Source organism: Salinicola halophyticus, assembly GCF_003206695.1.
GTDB lineage: Bacteria > Pseudomonadota > Gammaproteobacteria > Pseudomonadales > Halomonadaceae > Salinicola > Salinicola halophyticus.
Genome location: NZ_PZJN01000006.1, coordinates 709,351 through 727,008, shown reverse-complemented (window position 1 = coordinate 727,008; position 17,658 = coordinate 709,351). Strand labels below are relative to the sequence as shown.

Here is a 17,658-nt window from a genome sequence, read left to right as displayed (position 1 = left end):
CCACGCCCGCCACGTTACACTTGGCGACGCTTTTGCCTCTTCACTCTCTCTTCGTTGCAACAGGGCGCCGCGCCGTGAAATTGATCCATACCGCCGACTGGCATCTGGGCCAGTCTTTCCATGGTCAGGAACGCCATGTCGAACATCGCGCCTTTCTTGACTGGCTGCTGGCGACACTCGTCGAGCGCCGCCCCGATGCCTTGCTGATCGCCGGCGATATCTTCGATGTGGTCAACCCTTCGCTGCGCGCCCAGGAACTGCTCTACGACTTCATCGTCGCCGCCCACGCCGCCCTGCCGGACCTGGAGATCGTGATGATCGCCGGCAACCACGACAGCGGTTCGCGTATCGAGCTGCCGGCACCGTTGATGAAGAGCCTCAAGACCCATGCTCTGGGCCGCGTGCACTGGCTCGACGACGGTCGTCTCGACAGCGACCATCTGCTGATCCCGCTGCATGACGCCGATGGCACGCTCAAGGCCTGGTGTCTGGCGCTGCCCTTCCTGCGCCCCGCCGAGGTGACCGGCGGCGAGATCGATGACTATCGCCAGGGCATCGCTCGCGTCCACGCAGAGCTGATCGCCGCGGCCGAGGCGTGCCGCCAGCCGGGTCAGGCGCTGGTGGCGATGAGTCACGCGCATCTGCAGGGTGCCGCGGTCTCCGAGGCGAGCGAGCGCCCCATCGTCATCGGTGGCGAGGAGTCGGTCCCGGCGACGCTGTTTCCCGATTCGATCGCCTATGTCGCGCTCGGCCACCTGCATCGGCCCCAGCAGGTCGGCGAGCCACGCATTCGCTACAGCGGCTCGCCGCTGCCGCTCGATTTCAGCGAGAGCCACTATCCGCACCAGGTGGTCGAACTCACCCTCGACGGCGAAACGCTGGGCGAGATCGAGACGCTGCCGATCCCGCGTCACGTGGCACTGATACGCGTGGGCCCGGGCAGTATCGAAGAGATCGAGCAGACGCTTGGCGAACTGGAGACGGATGCCGATCTTCCTCGTGAACGCTGGCCGTGGCTGGAGATCCGGGTCGATCTCGACGCCCCTCGCCCCGATCTGCGCGCCCGCATCGAGGCCGCGATGGCGGACAAGCCGCTACGTCTGTTGCGCATTCACAGCCGCTACCCCAACGCCAGCGGGCGCGACGATGCGGACGCCAACGTCGACCTCGACAGCCTGACCCCGCAGGAGATTTTCACCCGCACCTGGCAGACGCGCTACGGCGATGCGCCGCCGGATGACGTCATGGCGGATTTTGCCAGTCTGCTGCAGCAGGTCCAGGACGCGGAAAGCCGCCATGAGGGGAGCGAGACATGAAAATCCTCGCCATCCGTCTGGAAAACCTCGCCTCGCTGGCCGGCCATCACGAGGTCGACTTCACCGCCTCACCGCTGGCCGACCAGGGTCTGTTCGCCATCACCGGCCCCACCGGCGCCGGCAAGAGCACCCTGCTGGACGCCCTGTGCCTGGCGCTCTACGGCAGCACACCGCGCCTGCGCCAGGCACCGAAACGGGACTCTCAGATCGCCGACGTCAATGACGACACCTTGACCACCGCAGACGCGCGCACCTTGCTGCGTCGAGGCTGCGCCAGTGGCTTCGCCGAAGTCGATTTCGTCGGCCGCGACGGGCGCCGCTATCGGGCACGCTGGGCGGTGCGCCGCGCCCGCAACAAGATCGATGGCAGCCTGCAGAAGATCGAACAGTCATTGACCGACCTGGATGCCAACCAGCTGCTCACCGCACAGACGCGGGAGTTCGAGAAGCTGCTGCCCGAGCGGCTGGGACTCAAGTTTGACCAGTTCACCCGAGCCGTGCTGCTGGCCCAGAGCGAGTTCGCCGCCTTCCTCAAGGCCGACGACAACGAGCGCAGTGAACTGCTGGAGCGTCTGACCGACACACAGCACTACTCGGAAATCTCCAGAGCTGCCTACCACCGCGCTCGAGATGCCAAAGCCATTCTCGATGCCATCGAGGTCAGGCTCGCCGACGCGTTGCCGGTAGACGCCGAGACGCGCGCGGCCTATGAACGACAGGCTCAGGCCGAGGAGCAGGCGCTGGCCGACCTCCAGACCGAGCTATCGCGCCATCAGACACAGGGCATCGAACTCGAGCGCGAGTCCCAACTGGCGCAGGCCTGGCAGCAGGCCGATGACAGCTGGCGCCAGGCCGATCGCGAATGGCAACAAAATCGGGGGGAACGCGAGCAGCTCGCCCAGCTCGATGAGCTGGCACCCTGGCGGGAGCGGGCAAAGCGCCGTCAGACGCTCGAAAGTACACTTGCCGGGCATCGCCAGACGCTGGCCAGGGAGCGTCGCCAGTCCGAGGATTGCGATCGGGAGCGCGAGGCACTCGAGCCGCAGCTCGCTAGCGCCCGGCAAGCCCACGAACAAGCCCGACTCGACGATCGGGAAGCCCAGCCGCAACTGGACGAGGCCCGCCAGCTGGCCGCCGATCTCGAGCACCAGCGCCAACAGCTCATCCAGCAGCAGCGCGAGCACCGCCAGCTCGCCGAGGCAACGCAGGCCGACGCGCAGCGCCGAACGCAGTTGCAGGAAGCACGCCAGCCACTCGAGACACGCCTTGGCGAGCAGCAGGCGACCCTCGAAGGGCTGCTGAAAGGCGCTGGCGAGGCGGGCGAGCGTCCAAGCGCCCATGAACTGCGCTCGACCCTGAATCGCCGGCGCGATCTGGCGCAAGGTGAGTTGCAGGCACTGCAGGATCTGCAGCAGGACTGGCGTGAAGGAGAACGGCTACGCCAGGAGCAGACCGAGACGCGCCGACAGCTCGACAGCGAGCGCCGCCGGCTCCAGGAGCTGGAAACTCAGGGCAAGCAGGCCGCACAGCGGCTCAAGGCGGCGGAATCCGAAGAGACGCTGATCCGCCAGCAGATCGAAGGCGCCCGGGCTGCGCGAAGCGACAGCGTCGAACAGCTGCGCCAGCACCTGAGTGACGACGAACCTTGTCCGGTCTGTGGGGCGACGGCTCACCCCTACCGACACGCGCCACCGGCACACCCCGGCGCTGCCATGATCGAGGCGATCGAGGGTCAGGAACGACAACAGCTCGACAACCAGCGCGAACAGGTGGAAAACGCCCACCACGTCTATCACCAGTGCAGCGCCGATTACCGCACCTGCCGCCAGGGCCTGCTCGAACGCGAGCGCCAGCTCGAGACGCTGTCCCAGCAGCTCGATCAGGCCGAGAGCGCCATCGACGCTCACGCCGCGGCCCCGACCCTGCGTCAGAGCGAGGCGGCCGGCGGCTGGTTCGAGGCGCGGCGCGAACGGCTGAACCAGCAATGGCGTCAGGCCAGCGACCAGCTCTCCGCGCTCGACGAGGCGGAACGTCTGCTGCAGCCGCTGGAGGCCGAATGGCAGCACCTGTCACTCGAACTGGGCAAGCTGGAGGAGCGCCATTCCCTGAACCGCGAGCGTCTGCACACGCTCGAGGCGTCACTGCCCTCGTTGCAACAGCAGGTGGACGACACCGGATCACGACTTGCAGCCCGGCTCGGCAGTCACGACTCCGTTCCGGCCTGGCAGGCGGCACTGGAGCAGCGACGCCAGCAGGCGGAAGCGACGCTCGAGGAACATCGAACGCGCTGGCAGACGCTGGCCCAGACCCGGACCCAGTTGACGCAGCGACTGACGGATCTCGAGCAGCGCCAGCGAGAGGCGCAGACGGAATTCGACGAGCTCGACGGCGACTGGCAAGCCTGGCGCCGCGAGCGTCCGGCGCTGGACGACGACACGATCGACACCCTGCTGGCGGTCAGCGAGGCGGATCACCGCCGCCGCCGGGAGCGCAGCGCGCAATCCGAGCGCGACCTCGCCGCCGTCACCGTCAAGCGCGAGGAACGTCAGCAGGCGCTACGCGAGCAGCGCCGCGCGCTCCTTCCGACCCGAGACGAAAACCAGTTGCTCGATGACGCGGCTACCCGCGAACTGGCGGCACGATTGACCCATCAGCGCGAGACCGCTGAAGCCCTGACCCGCCAGCGAGACGAGCGTCAGGAAACCCGCGACGCCGCCCAGCATCAGCTTCGTGAAGACGACCGTCGTCGTCAGGCGCAGCGCGATGGCGCCCAGGAGCGCGAATCGGCCCAGCACGAAGTCAATCGCTGGGAACGCCTGAACGGCCTGATCGGCAGTGCCGATGGCAAACGTTTCCGGCGCATCGCCCAGGCCTACAACCTCGACCATCTACTGACCCACGCCAATCAGCATCTGCGCGCGCTGACGCCACGCTACCGATTGATACGTGGCGGCAGCGAGCTCGGCATTCTGGTGATCGATGGCGACATGGCCGACGAGCGCCGCTCGGTCCACTCGCTCTCCGGCGGCGAAACCTTTCTGGTGTCGCTGGCGTTGGCGCTGGGGCTGGCGTCGATGGCGTCTCACCAGCTGGCGATCGAATCGCTGTTCATCGATGAAGGATTCGGCAGTCTCGACCCCGAATCGCTGGCGTTGGCGATGGACGCGCTCGACGGCCTGCAGGCCCAGGGGCGCCGCGTGGGGGTAATCTCTCACGTCCAGGAGATGCACGAGCGGATTCCGCTACAGATTCGGGTCGAACCCAGCGGCAACGGGGCCAGCCGGCTGGTGATTCAGCGCCGTTGACGGCCGGCTATCGCCCGCAAGCTGCGCGCGCGAAGTCGACGCCATGAGTCACACCTCGATCGCCGCCCGGGCCATGACCTGAGCGGCGGCACCTCTGGCGGCGGTGAACGTGCTGTCTTCGATGATCTTGATCGGAACGGATTGCGACTGCCTGAGCAGATCGTTTTGATGGGCCTCGAAGTAGGCCAGGGCCGGCTCGATCAGAGGCCCTTTCAGCCACATCAACGACCCGCCCAGAATCAGCATCGACGGGTTGAGCGTGTGATGCAGATTGAGCATCAGCAGCCCCAGCGCTTCTCCGGCGCGCTGAATCAAGGCTTGCACGTCCGCCTCACCGGCCCGGGCCTGTACCGAGGCGCTGAGGCTGTCATCGATATCGAGTCCCAGCGACTCGCGCAGCGCCCAACCGCTGACCAGGGTTTCGGCACAGCCGCGGTTGCCGCAATGGCAAAGCGCCCCGCCCGGCTGAATCACGGTATGGCCGATCTCACCGACCAGGCCTTGATAGCCGCGTGGCACTACGGGGAAATGTTCACCGCTGACCACGCCGCAGCCGATACCGATATCGGCGCTGATGTAGGCGAGCGACTCGGGCGGCATGCCCTCGAAAAAATAGAACTCGCCGAACGCCGCCGCGTTGGCCTCGTTGTCCAGTAGCCAGACCCCGTCCGGTAGATCCGGCTCTTCCCGCAGCAGCGCCAGAAAATCGACGTCGATCCAGCCCAGATTGGGCGCCAGGCTGAGGATCGGCGCGGTGGGAGAGACGGGGCCGGGCACCGCGACGCCCAACCCCAGACAGCGCCGCCCCGCGATGGCGGGCGCTTCGCGTAGCTGATTCAGCAGTTTCGCCAGACGCGTCGCGGTGGAAACAGGATCGGCGGGCGGCGCTTCCTGATGGCTGCTTGCCAGAATCTCCCCGACGAGATTGCAGGCAACTAGCCGCAGCCCCTTGACCCCGACTTCGGCACCCAGCATGTAGTGGCGCTCTCCATCCAGATAGAGCGCGCGCCCCGGCCGGCCACCGCCGCGCGCGTGCAACTCTCCCTCGCGTAGCCAGCCTCGTTCGACCAGCGTTTGCACCACACTGCCTACCGTCGCCTTGGTCAGGCCTGTCTCGAGCGCGATATCGGCCCGAGACAAGCCCGGGCTGCGCCGCACGGTGCTCAGAATCGTGCTGCGATTGAGGCTCTTCAGATAGTTGAGATCACCGGCAGTTTGCGGGGTGAAGGAGTTGGGCATGGGAAAGAGGACAGCGTCGGGTGGCGGTGGATACAGCGACTATACCAAAGCCCGCTGAGATCGACCGAGAAGCACCACCATCATGAGCCTTAAGTCTTAGATCCATTAGTCTCAAAGACAATGGTCTTAACACCAATGGTCAATGGCAGCCGGCACCACATGCGCGCATGATCGCCCTCAACTTAGTTAATAGGTTTTACTAACCTTCAGGAGCCTTCATGCCGTCAGCCATCTATCCCGGTCTCGAAAGCAAGCGCGTGGTCATCACCGGCGGCGGTTCCGGCATCGGCGAGGGCCTGGTACGTGCCTTCGCCGAGCAGGGCGCCGAGATCCACTTCATCGATATTATCGATGACGCCCAGGCGCTGGCCGAGGAGCTCGGGAGCAATGTCCATTTCCATCAATGCGACCTGACCGATGCCGGGGCGCTGATCGCGACGCTCACCGCCATCGGCGATGTCGACATCCTGGTCAACAACGCGGCAAACGACGACCGCCACCGCCTCGAGGATATTACCCCCGAGTATTGGGAAAATCGGATGGCGGTCAATCTGCGCCATCTGGTGCTGGCTGCTCGCGAAGTGGCGCCTGCCATGCGCCGTCGAGGTGAGGGCGTCATCATCAATCTGGGCTCGATCAGCTGGCATCTCGGGCAGCCCGGCCTGGTGCTCTACGAGACTGCCAAGGCCGGCATCGAGGGGCTGACGCGAGCGTTGGCGAGCGAGCTTGGCAGCGACGGCATCCGCGTCAACTGCGTGATTCCCGGCAATGTCAAGACGCCACGCCAGTCGCGCTGGTACAGCCCCGAGGATGAAGAGCAGATCGTCGCCGAACAGAAGCTCAAGGTCCGTATCCATCCTCATCACGTGGCCTCCATGGTGCTCTTCCTCTCCTCGGACGCCGCGGCCGCCTGTACCGCTCACAACTATTGGGTCGATGCCGGCTGGCTCTGATCGCAAGCTGCCTCGGAACCCTCATCGAGAGACCATTGGAGTTCAACAATGCCAACATCAAGCACTTCACAAAATCCTGTCGTGGTTCTACTTATCTGCTGCGTGGCCGCCATTGGCGGCTTCCTGTTCGGTTTCGATAGCGGTGTCATCAACGGCACCGTCGACGGCCTTCAGCAGGCTTTCCAGTCGGAAAGTGTCGGCACCGGTTTCAACGTCGCCTCGATGCTGCTGGGCTGCGCCGTCGGCGCCTTCTTCGCCGGCCGACTGGCGGATAAATTCGGCCGCCGTACGCTGCTGCTGGTCGCTGCCGTGTTCTTCATCATCAGCGCCTGGGGCTCAGGCATCGCCGGGGGATCGTTCGAGTTCGTGATCTATCGGATACTGGGCGGTCTGGCAGTGGGTGCGGCCAGCGTCATGTCGCCGGCCTACATCAGTGAAATCGCCCCCTCGCACCTGCGCGGCCGATTGGCGACCATTCAGCAAGTCGCGATCATCGGCGGACTGTTCTTCTCGTTTCTCAACAACTACGCCCTGGCCAATATCGCCGGCGGCTCCACCGCCGAGCTGTGGTTCGGTTTTGAAGCCTGGCGCTGCATGTTCTGGATGGAACTGATTCCGGCCGGCATCTTCCTGATCGCGCTGATGTTCATCCCGGAAAGCCCGCGCTTTCTGGTCAGTGCCGGACATGACGACAAGGCCAAACGCGTTCTTCGCCTCGTCTACGACGAAGCCGGAACCGAAAAGCGCCTGGCAGACATTCACGCCTCGCTTTCCAACCGTCATAAACCGCGCCTGTCGGACCTGATCAACCCCGCTACCGGCAAGCTGCTGAAACTGGTCTGGATCGGCATCGGCCTGGCGGTGTTCCAGCAGCTGGTCGGGATCAACGTGGTGTTCTACTACGGTGCGGTACTGTGGCAGGCGGTCGGTTTCTCCGAAAGCGATGCCCTGATGATCAACGTCATCAGCGGCGCGGTCAGCATCGCGGCCTGCCTGGTCACGATCGGCCTGATCGATCGTATCGGTCGCAAGCCGCTGCTGTGGGCCGGCTCGGTGGGCATGACGGTCACCCTGGCAATTCTGGTCTACGCATTCTCTACCGCAGAGATCGTCAACGGCAGCCTGGCACTCTCCTCGGGCAACGGCATCCTCGCCCTGCTGGCGGCCAATGCCTACGTCTTCTTCTTCAACGTCTCCTGGGGCCCGGTAATGTGGGTCATGCTCGGGGAGATGTACCCCAACCAGGTGCGCGGGTCGGGACTGGCTGTTGCCGGGCTGTTCCAGTGGGTCGCCAACTTCGCCATCACCATGACCTTTCCGATCATGCTGGCGTCGATCGGCCTCACCGGCGCGTATGGCTTCTACGCGATCTGCGCCCTGCTCTCGGTCATCTTCGTCGCTCGCTTCGTGCGCGAGACCAACGGCAAGGAACTCGAAGATATGGCGTACGAGTGAGCGGCCAATACGCCGTGATCTAAGCGTCACGTAGCTTGCAACGAGCAAGGCCCGCGCCGGATGGCGCGGGCCTTCTTTTTGGGACGCTGTCTCCTAGCCCGTTCTCGAGGTTCTCTCTATACCCTTCCTGAGCCGTCTTCCCATACCTTCTCTAGGGAACAGCACTTCGAACGGCGACAGTCACGCTGGGAACCCTGGACTCTATCTCCTCATCCCGCCATCTTCGCGGCGATTTCGGCCACGTGTTTGCCCTGGAACCGAGCGATCGTCAGTTCATTCTCGCTCGGGGTACGACTGCCGTCGGCGTTGGCCAGCGTCGTCGCGCCGTAGGGCGTGCCGCCGGTGATCTCGTTCATGTTGGAAAGTTCAGGGCAACTGTAGGGCACGCCGACGATCACCATGCCGTGATGCATCAGCGTGGTGTGAATCGAGGTCAACGTGGTTTCCTGGCCGCCGTGCTGGGTCGCCGTCGAGGCAAACGCGCTGCCGATCTTGCCGATCAGCTTACCCTGCGCCCAGGGGCCGCCAGTCATGTCCCAGAAGTTGCGCATCTGGGAAGTCATGTTTCCGAAACGGGTCGGGGTGCCGACAATGATGGCGTCGTATTGTGCCAGGGCATCGGGCCCTTCGATCAGCGCCGCCTCCTGATCGACCTTGTAGCCGGATTTCACCGCCACCTCTTCCGGCACCAATTCAGGCACGCGACGGATGTCGACCTGTGTACCGCTGACACCTTCGGCGCCCTGCGCGACAGCCTTGGCCATGGTCTCGATGTGGCCGTAGCTCGAGTAGTACAACACCAGCACTTTGCTCATAGGAGTTCTCCTGAAGAGATCGGGTTTTTACGACGAACCGCCTCTCAGGCTAGCCCGCGCGATGAGGCGATGCCATCACCGGGCCACTGCATTTTTTGCGCCGGAACCCGCGAAGATATCGAACGCTTTCCGAGCATGGGATCACTACTCCACCCGCCACGCCCGTCGGTTCAGCCGATTGTTGGCAGACAGGATTAGCCGCTATTCTGTCGGCACACCCACCCAAAAGTGGTCCACGTTGGTGGATCGGAGCCAGTGATGACGACTTCCCGCGACCTGCTGACGAGCCTGATCGGCTTCGATACCGTCTCCCGCCATTCGAACCTCGAGCTGATCGACTTCGTCGAGCGCTACCTCGCGTCTCACCAAGTCGCGTCACAGCGCATCAGCAACGCCGATGGCAGCAAAGCGAATCTATTGGCCCGCATCGGGCCGGCGGTCGAAGGCGGTGTGGTGCTTTCCGGTCATACCGACGTGGTCCCGGTGGACGGCCAGCCCTGGAGCAGCGATCCGTTCACCCTCACGGACAAGGGCGACGGTCGTCTGTATGGTCGCGGCAGCTGCGACATGAAGGGGTTCCTCGCCTGTGCCCTGGCGCAAGTACCCGCCTGGCAGGCGCTGGATCTGAAGCGGCCAATCTATCTGGCGTTCTCGTTCGACGAGGAGATCGGCTGCCTCGGCGCGCCTTCGATGATCGAACGGCTGATGGCGGACGAGCCGCTGCCCGGCGCGGTCATCATCGGCGAGCCAACCTCGATGCAGCCGGTGGTAGCGCAGAAAGGGATCACCACGATGCGCACCACGGTGACCGGCAAGGAGTCGCATTCGAGCCAGATCAACCAGGGCGTATCGGCGATCCACGTCGCCGCGAGACTGGTGACTCAGATCGAAGCGATCATGCAGGAACTGGTCGACGAAGGTGCCCTGGAATCCGTCTTCAACGTCCAGCATTCGAGCCTGCACGTGGGTCTGATCGAAGGCGGCACCGCGATCAATATCATGGCGCGCCACTGCCAGTTCGACTGGGAGATCCGTCATCTGCCCAGCGACGGCTTCGACGTCGTCTTCGCGCGTTTCGAGCGCTACGCCAGAGCACTCGAGGCCGAACTCCAGCAGCGCGCGCCGGAGATTCGCATCGTCACCGAGCAAATGGTCGACACCGTGCCGGCGCTGGCCGATCGGGACAACGCCGCAGCCGTCGAACTGTGTCGTGAATGCCTCGGTGACCCGAACCTAGAGACCGGCGGCGTCGCCTACGCGACCGAAGGCGGCCAGTTCCAGCGCGTCGGCCTGCCGACCCTCGTCTGCGGCCCTGGCAGTATCGAACAGGCCCATCAGCCGAACGAGTACATTGAGATCAGCCAGCTCGAGGCCGGCGACCGATTCATGCAGCGACTGGGCGAACGGCTGTCGAGATAAGTGCTGCCGCCTCTCGTTTTCATCGACCAACGGAGACCCTGATTCATGCTCACGCCCGCCCTCGCCGTTCGCCGCACCGCACTGGTTGCCGTCTACGGGACCTTGAAGCGCGGCTTGCGCAATCATCACTGGCTCGATGGCGCCGAGTTCGTCGGTAGCGATGTCATCACCACCGCGACGCTCTACGATATCGGCCCTTATCCAGGCGCCAAGGCCGAACCGTCACGGGGCATCGAGATCGAAGTCTTCCGCGTCGACGCGGTCTGCCTGAAGGGACTGGACCGGCTGGAAGACTATCGAGTACGCCGCCCGAAATCCGGCGACTACGATCGCGCCGTTCACGACACCGCGTTCGGCCCCGCCTGGCTCTACTTGTACAATCGCGACGTCGCGGGCTGCCCGGTAATCCGCCAGGGCGGCTGGCCTATGGTGGCGTAGATCCCGGGTTTTTCCCGCCACCAGCAGTCACGCATCGAAGAACACTTTCAGCACGTGGTCCATGTGAACTTCCATCGCTTGTCTTGCCGCGTCGGGATCGCGATTTTCGATCGCGTCGAGAATACGTTGATGATCGTTCTGTGACTGACGCGGCATGTCGGTCTCCATGAACAGCTCCTGCAGACGACGAAACATCTTGCCGTACTGGTGACCGAGCAGATGCTTGATGGTCATGGCATAAGCGGCATTGCCCGAAGCCTCGGCAATCCGAATATGCAGCAACCGGTCGCCCGCCTGGTTGCGACCGCCGTGGCGGTTGTCCTCGACGTTGCGCGCGTAGGCGGCACGCATCGCCGCGAGATCGTCCTCGCTGGCGTTGATCGCCGCCAGCGCCGCGGTTTCGGGTTCCAGATAGCGTCTCGCCTGCAGCAGTGAGAACGGCGGGATTTCCTGATCCAGATCCAGCTCGATCTCGCTGGCGAACTCCGGGTCCAGCGCCCACCCCTCCAGGCGCCGTGCCGCACTCATCACTGACGACTCGACCTCGCCCGAACGCTCCAGCACCAGCACGCCATGGCCGACGCGAACCTCGACCTGCCCCACTACCTCCAGCGCGATCAGCGCCTCGCGCACCGATGCCCGGCTGACGCCAAGCTGCTGGGCCAGATCCCGTTCCGGCGGTAGCAGGCTGCCGGGCGGGAACTCACCCTGTTGAATCAATACCAATAGCTGATCGGCAATCTGTCGATAGAGCCGCTGCGCGCGAATAGTCTGGATCGGCATCCATCGATCTCCCGGTTTCATGAGCAGGACGAGTTAGACATTGGTCGCAAATTCGAACGTTTTCACCGGCCTGGCCGGGGCTATTAGACGTTTGGCGATTTGCGAGCCGTTTCCACAAAGGATAATACTTGGATCAAAGGTCAGGCCTTTAGACATTAGAACCAAACCTGTGCTGAGAAGCAAAAAGCCCAGAAGCAGAAAAGTGCAGATCAAAACCGCTTTCAGGAGCCATCGGTCATGCGACTCGCCAACAAAACCGCTTTGATCACCGCCGCCGGTCAGGGCATCGGCCGTGCCACCGTCGAGCGATTCTTGGCCGAGGGGGCTCGAGTCATTGCCACCGATATCGATGCGGCCAAGCTCGAGGGGCTGGAAGACGCTCAGTGCCACGCCCTCGATGTCACCGATGCCGAGGCCGTGCGCACGCTGATCGAGTCGCTGCCGCCGCTGGACATCCTGTTCAACTGCGCTGGCACGGTGCCGAGCGGTTCGATCCTTGAGTGCGACGATGACCAATGGGCCTTCGCCCAACGGCTCAACGTCGACTCGATGTTCTACACCATTCGCGCGGCGCTGCCGGCGATGCTGGACAACGGCGGCGGCAGCATCATCAACATGGCGTCGCTCGCTTCCAGCGCCAAGGGCGTGGTCAATCGCTTCGCCTACGGCACCACCAAGGCGGCCGTGGTCGGGCTGACAAAATCCGTCGCCGCCGATTACATGACCCGGGGTATTCGCTGTAACGCGATTTGCCCGGGCACGGTCGACTCCCCCTCCCTGCGCGAGCGCGTCGCCGAGCAGGCGCGCCAGCAGGGCCGCACCACGGATGAAGTCTTTGCCGAATTCATCGCCCGTCAGCCCATGGGTCGGCTGGGCAAGGTCGAGGAGATTGCCGCGTTGGCGACACATCTGGCCAGCGACGAAGCCTCGTTCATTACCGGCACGGTGCAGATGATCGATGGGGGCTGGTCCAATTGATCTCTTGAGTTCTCGTAGTTCCTAGCTCGTAGCTCGTAGCTCGTAGCTCGTAGCTCGTAGCTCGTAGCTCGTAGCTCCCAACTAGAGTCTATTCGCTAATGCATACAGAAAAGGAAAACGCATGAAACTGCTACGCCACGGCCCCAAGGGTCAGGAAAAGCCCGGTATCGTCGATGCCAATGGCACCGTCCGCGATCTGTCCGGCAAGATCGACGATATCGCTGGCGACGTGCTCTCCGATGCGGGCCTGGCCCAGTTGACCACGATCGACATCGACAGTCTTCCTGAAGTGGCAGCAGGGGCGCGCCTCGGCCCCTGCGTCGGCCGCGTCGGCAAGTTCATCTGCATCGGGCTCAATTATTCCGATCACGCCGCGGAAACCGGCGCCGAAGTGCCCGCCGAGCCGGTGATCTTCAACAAGTGGACCAGCGCCATCTGCGGCCCCAACGACGACGTCGAGATCCCCCGCGGCTCCCAGAAGACCGACTGGGAAGTGGAACTCGGCGTGGTCATCGGCAAGGGCGGCCGCTACATCGAAGAAGCCGACGCCATGAGCCACGTCGCCGGCTTTTGCGTCGTCAACGATGTTTCCGAGCGCGAGTATCAGCTCGAACGTTCCGGCACCTGGGACAAGGGCAAGGGCTGCGACACTTTCGGCCCGCTCGGCCCGTGGTTTGTCACCCGCGATGAGATCGACGATCCGCAGAATCTGGACATGTGGCTCGAGGTCGACGGCAAGCGCTATCAGAACGGCTCGACCCAGACCATGGTGTTCCAGGTCCCGCACCTGGTCGCCTATCTCAGCCGCTTCATGAGCCTGCAGCCCGGCGACGTGATCTCCACCGGCACCCCGCCGGGCGTCGGTATGGGCCAGAACCCGAAAGTCTTCCTCAAGCCGGGTCAGACCATGCGTCTGGGAATCGAAGGGCTCGGCGAACAGCAGCAGCGCTGCGTCGAGAGCTGACACGCAGGACGCCACCCGCTGCCGACCGTGTCGGAAGGGGGTGGTACAACATAATTGGCCTGACCATTGGGCCTATAGTCAATTTTCGATATCGCCATACTGGAGCGCTTTCATGCAAGTCGTCGTCTGTTCGAAACCGAACGAGATGGCCGTCATCGACCGGCCGGTGCCCGATTGCGCGCCCGGTGAGGCGCTGGTGGCGATCCGCCGCATCGGTATCTGCGGTACCGACATTCACGCCTTCGGCGGTAATCAGCCCTACTTCGTCTACCCGCGCGTGCTGGGTCATGAGCTAAGCGGCGAGGTGGCGGCCACTGCCGAGGATGTCGATCCCGGCCTTGTCGGCCAGTCGGTCTACGTCATTCCCTATCTGCACTGCGGCGAATGCCGGGCGTGCCGTCAGGGTCGTACCAACTGCTGTCAGAAGTTGGAGGTGATCGGCGTCCATCGCGACGGCGGCATGGCGGAGTGGCTCAACGTGCCGGCTTCGCATCTCATGCCGGTGCCGGGTCTGTCGGCGGAAGCTTTGGCGCTGGTCGAATGTCAGGCCATCGGCGCGCATGCCGTCCGTCGCGGTCAGGTCGAGAAGAATGAGCTGGTCGTGGTGGTGGGTGCCGGGCCGATCGGTATCGGCGTGCTGCAGGTGGCCAAGAGCCGCGGCGCGCGGGTGGCGATGATCGATACCAATCGTGATCGGCTGGCGCTGTGTCGTGACGAACTCGGCGCCGATGCCGTCTGGCATGCCGTCGAAGACGATGTGGTGGCCGAGATCGAGGCGATCAACGACGGCGCCCTGGCCGATGTGGTATTCGATGCCACCGGCAATCCCAGTGCGATGAACCGCGGCTTCGATTTCGCCGGCCACGGCGGCCGCTACGTGCTGGTCAGCGTGGTCAAGGCCGACATCACCTTCAGCGATCCGGATTTCCACAAGAAGGAGCTGACGCTGCTGGGCAGCCGCAACGCCACGCGGGAAGATTTCGAGACCGTCACCCGGCTGATGGCCAGTGGCGACATTCTCACCGAGCCGCTGATCACCCACCGGGGTCGGCTCGAGGATCTGCCAGCGTTGATGCCGCAGTGGTGCGCGCCCGGCAGCGACGTGGTCAAGGCGATGGTGACGCTCGAAAGCACGAAACACGCCGACGCGCTGGAGGGCCAGTCATGAGCGCCACCATCGGCACCGATAGCCCGGCTCGCATCACCCTGCGCATCCACCCGCACGACAACGTGGCGGTGGCGCTGACCGACCTGCCCGCCGGTCGCCAGGTGGTCGTCGACGATCGCGAGATCGCGTTGGCCGACAACGTTCGCCACAAGCACAAGTTCACGCTCGAGGCGCTGTCGCCGGGGGAGATCGTCACCATGTACGGCGTCACCGTCGGCAAGGCGACACGCGCCATTCCCGTCGGCGGCGTCATCAGCGTCGACAATGTCGCCCATGCTACCGAAAGCGACGACGTCCAGCCCGGCAGCAAGCCCTGGACACCGCCGGACGTGACCCGCTTCCAGGGCACCACGTTCGACGGCTTCCATCGACCCGACGGCAGCGTCGGCACCGCCAACCTCTGGCTGGTGATTCCGCTGGTGTTCTGCGAAAACCGCAATATCGAGGTGCTGCGCCAGTGCGTCGCCGATGCGCTGGGCGATGACCCTTATCGTGACTACAAGCGCATGGCGCGGCAGATGCTGGACGGTCTCGGAGATACTGAGCAGCGCGACGCGAGCGATCCGCTCGCCGCCGCCGCGCCAACACGCTTCCCCAACGTCGACGGCGTGCGCTTTCTGACCCACACCCTGGGCTGCGGCGGCACCGACGACGATGCCGAGGCACTGTGCCAGCTGCTCGCCGGCTACATCTGTCACTCCAACGTGGCCGGTGCGACGGTGCTGAGCCTTGGCTGCCAGAAGGCGCAGATTCAGATGCTCAAGGCGGCGGTGGCCGCGCGCGACCCGCAGCAGCTGCGAACGGTGGACTATTTCGACCAGCAGTCTTCACCGAGCGAGGAGGCGCTGATTCGCAATGCGCTGCAGTCGATCTTCGACGGTCTGGCGGCCGCCGACCGAATCCCGCGTCAACCGGCACCGCTGGCCAAGCTCACCCTCGGCGTCGAGTGCGGAGGCTCCGACGGTTTCTCCGGCATCTCCGCCAATCCGCTGGTGGGCGGCGTGGTCGATCGCCTGGTCGCGCTGGGCGGTAGCGGCATTCTCGCTGAGTTCCCGGAGCTCTGCGGAGTCGAGCACGAGCTGGTCGCCCGCTGTACCGACGCAGATGTCGCCGGACGCTTCCGCGATCTGATGCAGGCTTACCAGCGCCACGCCGCCGCCGTGGGGGCCGATTTCTCCATGAATCCCTCGCCCGGCAACATTCGCGATGGCCTGATCACCGACGCGATGAAATCCGCCGGCGCGGCCAAGAAAGGCGGCGATGGCCCGGTGGTCGACGTGCTCGACTACACCGAGCCGCATCGTCGCCCCGGCCTGAGCCTGCTCTGCACCCCGGGCAACGATGTGGAATCGACCACCGCCCTGGCCGGCTCCGGCGCCAATCTGATCGTCTTCACCACCGGGCTCGGCACGCCCACCGGCAACCCGGTGACGCCGGTGCTCAAGATCGCCAGCAACAGCGAACTGGCCACGCGCATGCGCGACATCATCGATTTCGATGCCGGTCCCATCGTGCGCGGCGAGCGCAGCATCGACGAGCTGGCCGAGGAACTGCTGGCGCTGTGCATCGAGGTCGCCTCAGGACGTCACCGGTCACACGCCCAGCGCCTCTCCCAGCACGACTTCATTCCGTGGAAGCGCGGGGTGTCGTTATGAGTCTCTCGAAGCCCACGAACGACTTCCGCGATGCCGGGATCGTCCAGTTCGGCACCGGACGTTTTCTGCTCGCCCATGTCGATGCGCTGGTGTCCGAATCGCTGGCAAATGGCGACAGCGACGAGCGCATTCTGGTGGTCCAGAGTTCGACTCGCGAAGAGGGCAAGCGCAAGGCGCGGCTGCTGGCCGAGCAGCGCCGCTATCCCGTTCGGATTCGCGGCCGGCGCGACGGCCAGACGGTCGATCGCGAGCAGACCGTCGACAGCATCGCCGGCTGCCTGATTGCCGCCGAACAGTGGGACGCGCTCAAGCGCCACGTGGTCGAGCACGCCCGCATCATCGTTTCCAATACCGCCGACAACGGCTACGAGACTGGCGACGACTCGAGTCTCGCGCCAGTGCCGACGAGCTTTCCCGGCAAAGTGACGCAACTGCTGCGCGCACGCTTCGAGGCCGGCAACGACGGCCTGACGATCCTGCCCTGCGAGCTGATCGAGCAGAACGCCCTGAAGCTTAAATCGCTGGTGACGACCATGGCCCGCCGCGACGGTGAGGCGATGGCCGATAACGCGGCGTTTCTCGACTGGCTGGACAACCGATGCGTGTGGGCCGACACGCTGGTCGACCGCATCGTCTCGGCCCCGCTCGAGCCGCTCGGCGCGATCGCCGAACCCTATGCGCTATGGGCCATCCAGCGCCAGCCGGGCATGGCAATCCCCTGCGTCCACCCGGATGTCGAGATAGTCGATGACCTGGGCCCGCAGGCGATGTGCAAACTGCAGATTCTCAATCTCGCCCACACCTATCTGGTCGATCGATGGCAGCGCGCCGGCCAGCCGGTCGAGTTCGTGCGTGAGGCAATGGAGAACGCCGCGCTGATCGACCCACTGCATGCCGTGCTCGAAGACGAAGTCCTGCCAACACTCTCTGCCGAGATATCGATGGCCCGACTGCAGGACTATCTGGGCGTGACGCTGGAGCGCTTCGCCAACCCTTTTCTCGATCATCGCCTCAGCGATATTGCCCAGAATCACACCGCCAAGCGACAGCGACGCCTGCAACCGGTGGTGGATAAAGCACGCCTTCAAGGGCGCGCCACACCCAGGCTCGACGAGGCGTTGAGCTGATGGCGACAACACGAAGCATCCAAGACGACAACATCCGGAGCAC

General features: G+C 64.4%; 14 protein-coding genes. 11 read left to right on the top strand and 3 right to left on the bottom strand.

Features of this window, described 5'->3' with window-relative positions; genetic code table 11:
* Positions 1 to 74 precede the first annotated feature (74 nt).
* Both DOM58_RS11055 and DOM58_RS11050 read left to right on the top strand, forming a co-directional pair.
* Positions 75 to 1,316: an exonuclease SbcCD subunit D C-terminal domain-containing protein gene (locus DOM58_RS11055; RefSeq protein ID WP_110692864.1), complete on the top strand. Its 1,242-nt coding sequence runs from the start codon at positions 75 to 77 to the stop codon at positions 1,314 to 1,316.
* A complete protein-coding gene (locus tag DOM58_RS11050; protein WP_110692863.1) occupies positions 1,313 to 4,621 on the top strand; it encodes an AAA family ATPase in 3,309 nt (1,102 codons plus the stop codon). The genes DOM58_RS11055 and DOM58_RS11050 overlap by 4 nt, the downstream gene beginning before the upstream one ends.
* A gap of 48 nt (positions 4,622 to 4,669) precedes the next feature.
* Here DOM58_RS11050 and DOM58_RS11045 read toward each other — a convergent pair whose 3' ends face one another.
* Positions 4,670 to 5,860 carry an ROK family transcriptional regulator gene (locus DOM58_RS11045; RefSeq protein WP_075563632.1) on the bottom strand — a complete coding sequence of 397 codons (1,191 nt, stop codon included), beginning with the start codon at positions 5,858 to 5,860 and terminating at the stop codon, positions 4,670 to 4,672.
* 218 nt (positions 5,861 to 6,078) lie between these two features.
* On the opposite strand from DOM58_RS11045, the gene xylB reads away from it, so the two are divergent.
* Positions 6,079 to 6,813: a D-xylose 1-dehydrogenase gene (xylB, locus tag DOM58_RS11040; RefSeq protein WP_075563633.1), complete on the top strand. Its 735-nt coding sequence runs from the start codon at positions 6,079 to 6,081 to the stop codon at positions 6,811 to 6,813.
* Between the two features lie 48 nt (positions 6,814 to 6,861).
* On the top strand, positions 6,862 to 8,268 hold the full coding sequence (locus DOM58_RS11035) for a sugar porter family MFS transporter (protein ID WP_110692862.1): 1,407 nt from the start codon (positions 6,862 to 6,864) through the stop codon (positions 8,266 to 8,268).
* A gap of 209 nt (positions 8,269 to 8,477) precedes the next feature.
* Here the strand turns inward: DOM58_RS11035 and wrbA are convergent, their stop codons facing one another.
* Entirely contained in the window at positions 8,478 to 9,083 is a 606-nt protein-coding gene (gene wrbA / locus DOM58_RS11030) for an NAD(P)H:quinone oxidoreductase (RefSeq protein WP_110692861.1), read from the bottom strand.
* 258 nt (positions 9,084 to 9,341) lie between these two features.
* Between wrbA and argE the strand changes: the two genes are divergently transcribed.
* Both argE and DOM58_RS11020 read left to right on the top strand, forming a co-directional pair.
* A complete protein-coding gene (argE, locus tag DOM58_RS11025; RefSeq protein WP_110692860.1) occupies positions 9,342 to 10,502 on the top strand; it encodes an acetylornithine deacetylase in 1,161 nt (386 codons plus the stop codon).
* Between the two features lie 45 nt (positions 10,503 to 10,547).
* Positions 10,548 to 10,940, top strand: coding sequence for a gamma-glutamylcyclotransferase family protein (locus tag DOM58_RS11020; protein ID WP_110692859.1), 393 nt, complete (start codon positions 10,548 to 10,550; stop codon positions 10,938 to 10,940).
* Positions 10,941 to 10,967: 27 nt separating this feature from the next.
* Here the strand turns inward: DOM58_RS11020 and DOM58_RS11015 are convergent, their stop codons facing one another.
* Positions 10,968 to 11,723 (bottom strand): FadR/GntR family transcriptional regulator, encoded by a 756-nt coding sequence (locus DOM58_RS11015; RefSeq protein ID WP_075563638.1) that lies wholly within the window; start codon positions 11,721 to 11,723, stop codon positions 10,968 to 10,970.
* 237 nt (positions 11,724 to 11,960) lie between these two features.
* Between DOM58_RS11015 and DOM58_RS11010 the strand changes: the two genes are divergently transcribed.
* From DOM58_RS11010 to DOM58_RS10990, 5 genes are all read left to right on the top strand, one after another.
* The gene (locus DOM58_RS11010; RefSeq protein WP_110692858.1) at positions 11,961 to 12,701 is read left to right on the top strand and encodes an SDR family oxidoreductase; all 741 of its coding nucleotides are present in this window, start codon (positions 11,961 to 11,963) and stop codon (positions 12,699 to 12,701) included.
* Between the two features lie 121 nt (positions 12,702 to 12,822).
* Complete coding sequence (locus tag DOM58_RS11005) at positions 12,823 to 13,665, top strand: fumarylacetoacetate hydrolase family protein (RefSeq protein ID WP_110692857.1); 843 nt, start codon at positions 12,823 to 12,825, stop codon at positions 13,663 to 13,665.
* Positions 13,666 to 13,777: 112 nt separating this feature from the next.
* Positions 13,778 to 14,833, top strand: coding sequence for a zinc-binding alcohol dehydrogenase family protein (locus DOM58_RS11000; RefSeq protein ID WP_110692856.1), 1,056 nt, complete (start codon positions 13,778 to 13,780; stop codon positions 14,831 to 14,833).
* Positions 14,830 to 16,488: a UxaA family hydrolase gene (locus DOM58_RS10995; protein ID WP_110692855.1), complete on the top strand. Its 1,659-nt coding sequence runs from the start codon at positions 14,830 to 14,832 to the stop codon at positions 16,486 to 16,488. Before DOM58_RS11000 ends, DOM58_RS10995 begins: the two co-directional genes overlap by 4 nt.
* Positions 16,485 to 17,615 (top strand): mannitol dehydrogenase family protein, encoded by a 1,131-nt coding sequence (locus tag DOM58_RS10990; RefSeq protein ID WP_110692854.1) that lies wholly within the window; start codon positions 16,485 to 16,487, stop codon positions 17,613 to 17,615. The genes DOM58_RS10995 and DOM58_RS10990 overlap by 4 nt, the downstream gene beginning before the upstream one ends.
* Positions 17,616 to 17,658 lie beyond the last annotated feature (43 nt).